Annotated in this window: 11 protein-coding genes; 6 read left to right on the top strand and 5 right to left on the bottom strand. The window is 67.4% G+C overall.

Annotated elements, in window-relative coordinates; all coding sequences use genetic code 11:
- The 5 genes from AC1DS3_RS27760 to AC1DS3_RS27740 all read right to left on the bottom strand — a co-directional run.
- On the bottom strand, positions 1 to 497 hold a 497-nt coding region (locus AC1DS3_RS27760; RefSeq protein WP_477128369.1), incomplete at its 3' end, for a DUF2957 domain-containing protein.
- Between the two features lie 253 nt (positions 498 to 750).
- The gene (locus tag AC1DS3_RS27755; protein WP_441639386.1) at positions 751 to 1,638 is read right to left on the bottom strand and encodes a DUF1571 domain-containing protein; all 888 of its coding nucleotides are present in this window, start codon (positions 1,636 to 1,638) and stop codon (positions 751 to 753) included.
- Positions 1,639 to 1,928: 290 nt separating this feature from the next.
- Complete coding sequence (locus AC1DS3_RS27750; RefSeq protein ID WP_441639379.1) at positions 1,929 to 2,864, bottom strand: TetR/AcrR family transcriptional regulator; 936 nt, start codon at positions 2,862 to 2,864, stop codon at positions 1,929 to 1,931.
- A gap of 278 nt (positions 2,865 to 3,142) precedes the next feature.
- Positions 3,143 to 4,738, bottom strand: a complete 1,596-nt coding sequence (locus AC1DS3_RS27745; protein ID WP_441639377.1) for a GMC family oxidoreductase N-terminal domain-containing protein — start codon at positions 4,736 to 4,738, stop codon at positions 3,143 to 3,145.
- 31 nt (positions 4,739 to 4,769) lie between these two features.
- Entirely contained in the window at positions 4,770 to 5,354 is a 585-nt protein-coding gene (locus AC1DS3_RS27740) for a hypothetical protein (protein WP_459372389.1), read from the bottom strand.
- 160 nt (positions 5,355 to 5,514) lie between these two features.
- Between AC1DS3_RS27740 and AC1DS3_RS27735 the strand changes: the two genes are divergently transcribed.
- From AC1DS3_RS27735 to AC1DS3_RS27710, 6 genes are all read left to right on the top strand, one after another.
- Positions 5,515 to 6,618 carry an AraC family transcriptional regulator gene (locus tag AC1DS3_RS27735; RefSeq protein WP_441639373.1) on the top strand — a complete coding sequence of 368 codons (1,104 nt, stop codon included), beginning with the start codon at positions 5,515 to 5,517 and terminating at the stop codon, positions 6,616 to 6,618.
- 273 nt (positions 6,619 to 6,891) lie between these two features.
- Positions 6,892 to 8,481: a flavin-containing monooxygenase gene (locus AC1DS3_RS27730; RefSeq protein WP_477128368.1), complete on the top strand. Its 1,590-nt coding sequence runs from the start codon at positions 6,892 to 6,894 to the stop codon at positions 8,479 to 8,481.
- Positions 8,482 to 8,536: 55 nt separating this feature from the next.
- Positions 8,537 to 9,451 (top strand): SDR family NAD(P)-dependent oxidoreductase, encoded by a 915-nt coding sequence (locus AC1DS3_RS27725; protein WP_441639369.1) that lies wholly within the window; start codon positions 8,537 to 8,539, stop codon positions 9,449 to 9,451.
- Complete coding sequence (locus tag AC1DS3_RS27720; protein ID WP_477128367.1) at positions 9,448 to 10,410, top strand: alpha/beta fold hydrolase; 963 nt, start codon at positions 9,448 to 9,450, stop codon at positions 10,408 to 10,410. The genes AC1DS3_RS27725 and AC1DS3_RS27720 overlap by 4 nt, the downstream gene beginning before the upstream one ends.
- Before the next feature lie 132 nt (positions 10,411 to 10,542).
- Positions 10,543 to 11,415, top strand: a complete 873-nt coding sequence (locus AC1DS3_RS27715) for a metal-dependent hydrolase (protein ID WP_441639365.1) — start codon at positions 10,543 to 10,545, stop codon at positions 11,413 to 11,415.
- The gene (locus tag AC1DS3_RS27710; RefSeq protein ID WP_441639363.1) at positions 11,412 to 11,576 is read left to right on the top strand and encodes a rubredoxin; all 165 of its coding nucleotides are present in this window, start codon (positions 11,412 to 11,414) and stop codon (positions 11,574 to 11,576) included. Before AC1DS3_RS27715 ends, AC1DS3_RS27710 begins: the two co-directional genes overlap by 4 nt.
- Positions 11,577 to 11,769 lie beyond the last annotated feature (193 nt).

Here is an 11,769-nt window from a genome sequence, read left to right as displayed (position 1 = left end):
CCGACAAAAATCACGGGCGGGTTGGCGGGGTCGATGAGGGCCTGCGAGGCATTGTCCGATGGCGTCGCGCTCTGCAATGCCAGCGCACAGCGATTCTGCTCCGCCGTGGGCAGCGACTTGAGGTTAGCGATCTTGCCGGTGAAGGTCACGCCGGCACGCGTTGGATAGACGCTGTTGGTGATCTTGGGCACTGGCGATTCGATGATCTGCAGCGTGTAGGTCATCGCGCTGGTATCGAACTGCATCTTGACGAGCTCGCCGCCGCCGGAGCCGCCGGTGAACACCGTCGTGTAGTCGAGCGAGGCGGGGCACAACGGCGCGGCGGCCGGGCCGGTAGTGGCCGGACCCGAAGCGGGGCAACTGCTGGTGCTGGCGCAGGACGCAACATCCGCCTTGGCCGGGTTGGGTACCCCATCGCCGCCGCATGCGGCGAGCATCAGTGCGAGGCTCGTGCCAGCCATCGCTGCAAGGCCATTGCATACATCCAGACGGGCCATGACTTGTCTCCTTCTTATCGGTCTTGTTGTTTTGCGTGCCGCCTTGCGCGGCAATGCACTGTCCTTTCCGTGCAGCGACTCTCGCTGCCGGGGCCAGCGAGCGTCAATAGAGCGTGCGTTCCAAACATGGCGTGCCGCGCCTGTGGCATGGCAGCGCAAGCGCTTGCGCCGCTTGTTCAAACCGCCGCGCACGTGCCCGCGCAAGCGGATTCAAACGCGCGCGGCGCTGCCTGGCGGGCACGGTGATGCAGCATCAGAATTTGTAGTCGCCGTTTTTTGCATCGAAGGCGCTAGCGTCGAAGGTCTTGCGCACCGCCTTCTCGAAGACAATCTTCTCGACCATGTTGCCCTCCGCGTCCCAGGCGGTTTCCACGCGCGGCCAGGGGTTCTTCAGGTCCAGCATCAGCTGCACCCGCTTGGCGTAGTAGCGTGGCGCACCGGCCGGCAGGTCCCAGGTGAGCGCGACCATGCGCATGCCCTGCTCCTGCACGATGTCCGCGCGCGTGAACTTCTCCGTGAGCCCGGCGGCGCGCAGCGACCTGGCATCGCGATCCAGCATCGACACCACGTACTGGAAGCCCAGGTCGCGCACCGTGTGGTTGGACTGCGCGCGCGCGATGGTGCCGTCGAGCGCGATCCACATCGAGGTGAAGCCCAGCATGCCGCCGAGGTGGCCGTACATCTCATCCTTGCGCTGCGTCTCGTCGTAGATGATTTCCTGGCCGGCCTGGCTGCCGCCTGGCAGCCACTTCGCATAGAGCTGGCGCGGCGCGTGGCGGTAGCGGATCATCATGCGCGCGGGCTGGTCTTGCCACTGGCCGTTGAGGCGCTCCTGGCGCGTCATCCAGTACTCGTACTCGGGGTAGCGGTTCATCTCGGTCTTGGCCCACAGCAGTGCGGCCTCGGGCTGCAGCGCGTTGATGGCCGCAAGCAGTTGCTCATCGGGCAGCTTCGCCAGTTCGCCGCTGGCGATCTGCTTCGACAGCAGCGCGGCCTGCTGCTGCGCCGTGAGCCCGTCGTAGGCGGTGCCGGTGCCGGCACTGGCGGGGGACTGTGGCTGCGGTTGTGCGAGTGCCGGCAATGCGAGCGCGAACGCGAACACGAACACACAGGCCGCTGCGGGACGGCGCAGCAAGGGCAATGGGTTCTTCAATGCGGATACGGGTGCGCTCAGCGCATGGGAATACAGGGCTTTCACGATGCGGGTCTCCTGTTGTGGCGCCGGCCCGCGCAAAAACGCGGGCGACAGCGGTCCACCGCGTGCGCCGGGCGTACGCGTGGTGTCGTTGTGAACGGAATGCCTGAGTGCGGATCGCCGCGGAAATGCCGGGCTAAGGACGGCCGGATGCCTGGCTCAAGCGGGGCTCTCGTAACTCGGGCTCCTGGCGGCAGCCAGGCCTGCGCCGGCGGTTGGCCGGCGCCAGCGCGCCGCTAGGTTCTGGAGCGGGTACGCATCCAGTCGTCGAGCGGATTGCTCGGGAAGACGAAGGGGTGCTCGCGCGCGCCGCGCACCGTCATGCTGGTGACGGCGGCGCGTGTCGCGCCCTCGTTGCGTGCCGCGCGGCGTGTCTTGCGCACGGCAACGGAAAGGGTGTCGGCGCGTTGCGCCTGTTCTGCCGCCAGGGCAGTCAGCGCGGCCTGGCCGGCGTGCGCTTCAGCGTGCTGGGTCTTGCCGATCTGGAATACGTCCTGCAGCGCGCACAGTTGCTGGCTGGCGGGCACGGGTGCCTTGAGCGCAGCCACCACCATCGCGCTCAACTGGGCGAGCACGTGCGCGTCGCTCAGGTCCTTGCCTTGTGTAAAGGCCGGCAGCAGGTTGCCAAGCTCGTCGCCGGCCAGCACACCGGCCAGCGCCTTGAGCGCAAAATTCAGGCGCCAGCCCAGCTCTTGCGGCGGGATCTCGGGCAGCGCGCGGGCGAAGGCATCGGAGAAGCGGCCGAACACCGGCGCGTAATGGCCGAGCAGATAAGACTGGATGAATGGCGAGGTATCGGAATACACGCGCCCGAGCAGCCGCAGGAACGACGGGCCGCCCACGTCGGGCTCGCGCGCCATTTGCAGCGCGGGCACGAAGAGCGCGCCCATCACGTGTTCGCAGCGGATCTGCGCGCCCGGCCAGCGCGCCTCGCAGGCATCGAGCAGCGCCAGGCGGCGCATGTTGAGCGGATCGAGCCGGCGGCCCAGGACCGCCTGCATCATGATGTCTTTACTGCGGAAGTGGTAATTGACCGCGGCCAGATTGACGATCGCGCGCGATGTCACTTGCCGTAGCGAGGTGCCTTCGTAGCCGACCTCGATGAACAAGCGCTCGGTGGCGTCGAGAATGCGGGCCTTGGTGTCTCCTGCCGTGCCTTTTCCGGTCTTCATAGGGGGCGTCTCTCTTATGGTCATGCCGTACAACCCCAGCAAAACTCCACACACTGCAGCAGCTCCCTGCTCTGACGGCAAACGGATGCTTGAAACAGTTGTACGGAGCCTAGCGAGCGCTGCGCGCGTTTCACAAGTGCATTTTTGGAGCGTTGCCTCTAAATGGATTGGATTGTGCCTGCATGCCGCGCGTGCCTCGCCGGATTTTGCTTCCCTGCCAAAGGGGGGCGCGGCCTTGCGGGCCAAGGCCCGCCGCCGCGCGCAGCGGCAAGCGGCGCTCATCGGGCCAGCTGCCCTGCCAGCGCCTGGGCGTTTTGCGCGCTGAGTGCGAAAACAGACAGTTGCGGGTTGGCCCCTATGCTGGTCGGAAACACGGAGCCGTCCAGCACCGACAGGTTGGCCAGCTGGTGATGGCGGCCATGGCTGTCGACCACCCCGCCCTGCGGCTGGTCGCTCATGGCGCAGCCACCCATCAGGTGCGCGGTAAACAGCGCGGCGCGGAACTTGGCCAGCGGCAGCGTGGCGATGCCCTGCCTGGCTTGCGCCCAGCTGTCGTAGTACGGCGCGTCCAGGTGGGCCGGCCGCACCCGCAGCGCGCCTGCGGCAAACTGCGCCTCGGCCATGCTCAGCCAGGCGCGCCGCATGCCGTCCCAGACATAGTCGCTGATGTCGTAGTCGAGCACCGGGCTGCCATCGTCGGCAATGCGCACGCGCCCGCCTTCGCTCTGAGCGACAAAGCCATCGCGCAGCAGCGCGAGCATGGCGTTGGCATGCGGCAGCGCGGCCATGTCGGCGCGCAGCGCCTCGCCCACCTGGTTGAACACGCCAGCGCTGATGCCGGGGAACAAGGGCGGTACTTCCAGCTTGTAGCCCATCGGGCCGGTGGCGCCATCCTTCCACTGGAAGTGATCGGAGGCGATCGATTGCGGTGCGCCGTAGTACGGGTCGACCTGTTCGGGCATCACCGCCACACTCAGGTTGACCGGATGGATGAAGGTACGCACGCCAACCCGCTGATACGGGTCCGGCACGCGCGAGCGCAGCAACAGCGCCGGTGTGTTGATGGCGCCGCCGGCCGCCACGTAGTGCCGCGCGCGCACGGTCACCGCGATGCCCAAAGGCGTGCGGCCATCGGCACCCAGCGCTTCACCAGCAAGCGTGGTGACCGTCTTGCCGTCATGCTCCAGCGCGCGCACCCGCACGCGGTGGACCAGCGTGGCGCCCTTGGCCAGCGCGGCGGGAATGGTCGATACCAGCATCGATTGCTTGGCGTTGACCGGGCAGCCCAGCCCGCAATAGCCGGAGTTCCAGCAGCCTTTCACATTGCGCGGGATCACGTGCGACTCCCAGCCCAGCTTGTCGCAGCCGCGCTTGAGCACATCGTTGTTATTGTTCGGCGGCATGCCCCACGGCGCCACCGACAGCCGTGCCTCCATGCGCGCGAACCACGGTGCCATGTCCGCGGCGCCGTGGCCGCTTACCGCGTGGTGCGCGGCCCAGTGCGCCAGCGTTTCCTTTGGCGTGCGAAAGCTCGACGACCAGTTCACTGTCGTGCTGCCGCCCACCGAGCGCCCTTGCAGGATGGCGATGGCGCCATCGGAAGTGGCGCGCGCCGCGCCCTCCTGGTACAGCTCGCGATAGGCGCGGCCCTCGTCCATGTCCTTGAAGCTGTCGGAGGTGCGCAGCGCGCCTTCCTCCACCAGCACCACGCGCAAACCGGCTTCGCTGAGGATCTCGGCGGCTACGCCGCCACCGGCGCCGCTGCCGACAATGACCACGTCGGCGTCGAGCGAAACCGGCGCCGTGAGCGTGGCGCCGTCCACCACGTTCCAGCCGGCGGCGATGCCGGCACTATAGATATCGGGAATAGCCATGAGGGTTTCGCGTATTGGGTATGGGTTGGCTTCAGGCGTGCAGCGCACGAAAGACCGCGGGATTGGGGCCGGGATAGCCGCTGCCCGCCCACGCCGCCGGCAGCAGGTAGTAGCCCACGCTGCTCAGCTTGACCAGCACCACGGCGCCGGCATTCAAGGTGGCGAAGCGGCTGGCGCGCCAGCGCGCGAGAAAGCGGCGCGCCTGCTGCGTGTCGGTCTGCTTCCAGTCCTGGCCCACACCCGCGAGTGCCCAGCGCAACGGCCCGATGGCGAGCAGGTCAAGCAGCTTGCGCAACTCCGCGCGCGCGTTGGCATCCATTGCGGCGCATGTGGCGTCGACATTGCGCACGGCCTGGCCGAGCTGCAGTTCGCGCGGGCCGCGCTCGCGCTCGGCGAGCTCCGCCACCACGGCGGGCAGCAAGGCGGTGAACAACGCCACGTCGCCTTCGCGCAAGAACTGCATGCCGGTGGCGGGTTGCTTGTGCGCGGGCGAGCAGCCGGACAATGCCGGGACCAGGCCGGCGCACGCGAGTGCGGCGGACAGGCCAAAGCCAATCTTGAGAAAGCCGCGCCGCGAGAGCGCGGACGCGGGCGGCTCGGTGGCCGGGGTGTGCATGGTGTGTCTCCTGTTTTGCGCTTATCCGTCTGCTTGCGGGTGCATTGCGGGTGCATTGCGCGGGCCTTGCGATGCGCGTTGCCGATACCCCGCATTGACGCTCGCCGCAGTTTGGATAAAGATCGGGCCCCGGTCTTGATCCCGCATGACAGGTGATTTGATGCCACGCGCCAACGCGGCGCTCCCCGCCGCTGCTATCACCGACATCGCCAGCGCTGCTTACGTCGCCGAGACGCCCGGCACCGTGTCGCTGCCCTACCTGCGCACCGTGCTCGACTACGGCGAGGCCGCCGGCATCGCGCTGGCCGACCAGCTCGTGCTGGCAGGGCTCGATCCCGCCCTGCTCGACAGCGCGGCCGGCCCCGCCACGCGCATCGGCGTCGCGCACTACCTGACGCTGCTCGATGCGCTGGAGCGCGCCGCTGGCGATCCGCTGGCGGGCCTGCACGCGGGCGCGGCCTTCCGGCCGCGCCACTATGCCGAGATGGGTTATGTGGTGCTGACCACGCCCACGGTGCGCGAGGCCATCCTGCAGGGCATCCGCTACGAGGTGCTGGCCAACGATATCGGCCGCACCCGCCTGCATGAAACGGCGCAGGGCGCGTGGATGACGTGGGAGGCGCAGCACGGCCCGCTGTCGCGCCACGCGCACGAGCTGCACATGGCCACGTGGATCTGCTTTTCCCGCTGGCTGCTGGGCGACGGCTTTTTTGCCGAGCGCATCGAGTTTCCCCACGCGCCGCCACCCGGTGACCACGCCGGCGACTACACCCGGGTATTCGGCTGCCCGGTGGTCTTCAACGCCGGGCGCCACGCCATGCACATCGATCCCGCGCTGCTGGCGCGCCCTTCGATGCAGGCCGATGCGCAAATGCAGACGCAGATGACGCGTATCGCCCAGGCCCAGCTGCGCGCGCTGGAGGCGGACGGCGCTGGCGAGATCGCGCAGGCGCGTGCCTTTATCAGCGCGACGTTGCATCGGGGCGAGGTGCCGATCGCGGCGGTGGCGGCGCACCTGCGCTTGCCGGTGCGCACGCTGCAGCGGCGGCTGCAGGCGCAGGGGCTGAGCTACTCCGCGCTGGTCGACGGGTTGCGCCGCGCGCAGGCCGAGCGCTACCTTGCCGACCCCGCTATCAGCCTCGCCCAGCTGGCCATGCTGCTTGGCTTTTCGGAGCAGAGCGCGTTCAGCCATGCGTTCAAACGCTGGACGCAAGAAACCCCGAATGCCTGGCGCAAGCGGTTGCTGGGCCGCGCGCCGGGATAGCCACCGTCGCCTTTTTGCCATGTCCGGCAGATCGGTGCCGGTTTCAAACGCAGCGGTGGGTACGCCCCTCAGTGCGGGAAGGCGCGCTTTCTTCCTGTTTTATGCGCTCAACAAGCCACTAAAATCCGCTAAAAATTAGAGTGGCGATTCAAATCTCCGTGTTGACCCGGGGCGCTGGCGTGCCTACGATGACATCCATCAATGTCACAATCAAGGATGTTGCGACGCAATGCGGCATCCCGCCGTGCATGCCAGCGACACGAGAGACAGCTTATGAACGCGCCAGCAGACCTGCCCCCGGAGTTATCCACAGCCCAGCCATCACCGAAGGGGCCCGGCCCCGGCGAGCACATCGATATCGCCATCATCGGCACCGGCTTCGCCGGGCTGGGCATGGCGATCCGCCTCAAGCAGGCAGGCCTGCATGACTTCGCGCTGTTCGAGAAGGCCGCCTCGGTGGGGGGCACGTGGCGCGACAACCACTATCCGGGCTGCGCCTGCGATGTGCAGTCGCATCTGTACTCGTTCTCTTTCGCGCCCAACCCCAACTGGTCGCGCATGTTTTCGCCGCAGCCGGAGATCCGCGCTTACCTGGAGCGCTGCACCGACCAGTTCCGCCTGCGCCCCCACCTGCGCCTGAACCACGAACTGCGCCGCGCCGCGTGGGACGACGCCAGCGGCACGTGGCAGCTCGACATGGCCGATGKCAAGCGCGTGCGGGCTCGCGTGCTGGTGTCGGGCATGGGCGGCCTGAGCCGGCCGGCGTATCCCAGTATCCCGGGCCTGGCGCGTTTTCGCGGCGAGGCGTTTCACTCGCAGCACTGGAACCATGACTACGCGCTGGCGGGCAAGCGCGTGGCGGTGATCGGCACTGGCGCCAGCGCCATCCAGTTCGTGCCGCAGATCGCGCCGCAGGTGGCGCACCTGGACCTGTTCCAGCGCACGCCGCCGTGGATCATGCCCAAGCCCGACCGCAAGGTGTCGGCTGCCGAGCGCTGGCTGTTCCGCCGCCTGCCGCTCACGCAAAAGCTGATGCGCACCGGCATCTACTGGGCGCTGGAGTCGCGCGTGCTTGGCTTTGTGGTGCATCCCAAGCTGATGACGGTGGTGGCGCGCATTGCGCGCCGCCATATCAAGCGGCAGATCGCCGATCCCGCGCTGCGTGCCACCGTCACGCCGGACTACACCATCGGCTGCAAGCGCGTGCTGATCTCCAACGACTATTACCCCGCGCTGGCGCGCGCCAATGTGGACGTGGTGACTCACGGTATCGACCATGTGGAGGAAGACGCCATCGTGATGCGCGACGGCACCCGCCGCCAGGCGGACTGCATCATCTTTGGCACGGGCTTTCACGCCACCGCCCCGATTCCGCGCGGCGCCATCCTCGGCCAGCGCGGCGCCGACCTGCTCGACGCCTGGCGCGATGGCGCCGAGGCATACCTGGGCACCACCGTGGCCGGCTTCCCCAACCTGTTCCTGGTGGTGGGGCCGAACACCGGCCTGGGGCATAGCTCGATGGTGTTCATGATCGAGTCGCAGGTGAACTACATCCTCGGCGCGCTCAAGGCCATGGGCCAGCAGCGTGTGCAGGCCATCGACGTGCGAGCGCCCGCGCAGCGCGACTACAACGCCGGGCTGCAGCGCAAGCTGGCGGGCGCGGTGTGGTCGGAGGGCGGCTGCGTGAGCTGGTACCTCGACCCCAAGACCGGCAAGAACACCACGCTGTGGCCCGGATTCACCTGGCAGTTCCGCCGCGCCAMCGCACGCTTTCGCATGGCTGACTACGAGATCCGTCCGCTGATGCAGCACGCGCTCGCACCCAGCGCACCCAGCACAGCCAGCCAGGCCATCGAGGCGTGAGCGCGCTGCGCGTCCGGCCGCGAACCTGACAAGAAGAACACCGAGGAGACACCGCATGAAGGATTTCAAGAACAAGGTGGCCGCCATTACCGGCGCAGGCTCCGGCATGGGCCGCTCGCTCGCGCTCGCGCTGGCGCGCGAAGGCTGCCAGCTGGCGCTGTCGGACCGCAATGAAAAAGGCCTCGCGCAGACGGTGGCCGAGGTCATGCGCGCGGCGCCGGGCCTGGTTTTCACGCAGCACTGCGTGGATGTATCGGACCGCGCCGCGATGTACGCCTGGGCCGAGCAGGCCGCGCGCACGCACGGGCGCATCAACCTGATTTTCAACAATGCCGGCGTGGCACTGTCGAGCACCATCGAGGGCATGAGCTACGATGACCTCGAATGGATCATGGGCATCAACTTCTGGGGCGTGGTGCATGGCACCAAGGCGTTCCTGCCCTACCTGAAGGCCAGCGGCGAAGGCCACGTKATCAATACGTCGAGCATCTTCGGCATCTTCGCGCAGCCCGGCATGAGCGGCTACAACGCGAGCAAGTACGCGGTGCGYGGCTTCACGGAATCGCTGCGCCAGGAGCTCGACATGCAGGCGTGCGGCGTGTCCGCGACCTGCGTGCACCCGGGTGGCATCAAGACCAATATTGCGCAGGCCAGCCGCATTTCCGCGAACGTCACCGGCTTCCTGGTGCACGACGAGCAGCAGGGCCGCGACGAGTTCGAGAAGTATTTCATCACCACAGCGGACAAGGCCGCGCGCGTGATCCTCGACGGCGTGCGCCACAACCGCCGCCGCGTGCTGATCGGCCCGGATGCGGTTGCCGCCGACATGATGGCGCGGCTGCTGCCCGCGGCTTACCAGAAGCTGGTGGTGTTCGACGCGCGCCGCAAAGGCCCGCTCGGCAAGCCCGCCGCGGACGTGCCCGACACGGTGCCGGCCAAGGCCAGCGGCAATGGCGGAGAGGCGCAATGAACCGCGTCGCCATGCCGGCGGACAGCCGCCTCTCGCAGCCACCCGGCGCGCTCACGCGCTGGTTCGGCCAGGGCCGCGTAGGGTTGTTCAGCCTGTCGCGTGAAACGCTTGCCAGACGCTACGCGCTGCCGGCCTCGCGCTGGGTGCAGGTGATGGGCACGCTCGTGCATTACACCGATGAAGGCGTGCCCGACGGCGAGCCGCTGCTGCTGATCCACGGCTTTGGCGCCTCGCTGCACACCTGGCAAGGCGTGCTGCCGGCACTCGCGCAACGCTATCGCGTGCTGCGCGTGGACCTGCCGCCCTTTGGCCTGACCGGGCCGTTGCGCGATGCGCGCGGGCGCATTCTCACCATGGATGTGGACACGTACCGCCGCTTCATCGACGCCTTTTGCGACGCCATCCACCTGCGGCGCGCCAGCGTCATCGGCAACTCGCTGGGCGGCCTGATCGCATGGGACATGGCTGCGCGCCATCCGGAGCGCGTCGACAAGATGGTGCTGATCGATGCCGCCGGTTTCCCGATGAAGCTGCCGCTCTATATCGCGCTGTTCAACCACGCGCCGGTGCGCTGGTCGGCGCCGTGGCTGCTGCCGGAGTGCGTGATCCGCGCCGCCACGCGCGATGTCTACGGCGATGCTTCGCGGGTGGACGAAGGCACCTTCCGCCGCTATGTCGATTTCTTCTACGCCGAGGGCAGCCGCGAAGCGGTCGGCCGCATGGTGCCCAAGCTGGATTTCGACGCGCTAGACACGCAAGCGCTCAATGGCATCCGCTCGGCCACGCTGGTGCTGTGGGGCGAGTGTGACCGCTGGATCCCGCCGGCGCATGCGCAAGCCTTTGCCGGGCGCATTCCGGGCGCGCGGCTGCAGCGCTACGCAGGCCTGGGCCATATCCCGATGGAAGAGGATCCGCAGCGCGTGGCGGCGGACTTGCTGCCTTTTCTCGACGGGCGCTGAGCCGCTGTTGCAACACCCGACGCACCCGACGCACCCGACGCACCTGACGCACCTGACGCACCTGACGCACCCGATGCACCCGATGCACCCGATGCACCCGACGCATTCCACGAATCGACAGGAGTACTCATCATGATGCCAGTCCGACGCGATGTGCATCCCCACTTGCCCGCCAGCCGCATCGGCGACTGGCACGTGCGGGGCCGCCATGTCACCCACTTCGTCAACGCGCTTTCGATCTTCTTCCCGGCGGGCGAGCGCTTCTTCATGGACAGCGTGCGCGCCTATCGCGACGACGTGACCGACCCCGAGCTCAAGCGCGCCATCGCGGGCTTCATCGGCCAGGAAGCCATGCACACGCGCGAGCATATTCTCTACAACCGGCTGATGACGGATGCGGGCCTGCCCGCCGAACCGCTCGACCGCTTCGTCGGCAAACTGCTCAACGTGCTGCGCAAGATACTGCCCAAGTCATGGCAGCTTGCGCACACCATCGCGCTCGAGCACTACACCGCGATGCTTGCCGGCGGGCTGCTGGCGGACCCGGAGCAGATGGGCGGCTCCGAGCCCGGCTATCACCAGGTGTGGATCTGGCACGCGCTGGAAGAGACCGAGCACAAGGCGGTGGCCTACGACGTGTGGAATGCCGTGATGAAGCCGGGGCTATATCGCTATCTGTTGCGCACCTTCACCATGCTCACCACCACGGTGACGTTCTGGGCGATGGTGTTCGTGTTCCACATCCGGCTGGTGATGGCGGATCGCGAGTGCCGCAACAAGCTCAGCGGTTTTGGCGGCGTGGTGCGTTTCCTGTGGGGCAAGCCCGGCGTGCTGCGCAAGATGATCCCGGATTGGTTCGACTATTTCCGGCCGGGCTTCCACCCGTGGGATCACGACAACCGTGCGCAGCTGGCGCGCATCGAGCCGCTGATCGCGGAGATCGAGGCCACTTCCGCGCGGGCCGGCGTATCCAGCCGGGCGCCTTCGGTGAGGGCCGCGGCATGAAGCTCTGGCAGTGTGAGATTTGCGGGCTTGTCTACGACGAAGCCGCTGGCATGCCGGAGCATGGCATCGCGCCTGGCACGGCATGGAGTGCGGTGCCGGAGGACTGGAGCTGTCCCGATTGCGGCATGCGCAAGGGCGATTTCCAGATGGTGGCGTTTTAGTCAATATGACTCCCCTGGGGCAAAGAGGGCTGGCCCGCCGCGARGAATCAAACGCGGGTTAGCATGACTGCCAGAGCCGCATGGTGTGGACAGTGCCACACCCGGCGATTTCCAGCGCGGAGGCCAGCATGGAACACGATAGCACTTTGTACGTGGGTCTTGACGTCCATAAGGACTCGATCACGGTCGCCTA

It is taken from the genome of Cupriavidus sp. 01L46 (assembly GCF_056399905.1).
This window is presented reverse-complemented; position numbering and strand designations above follow the sequence as displayed.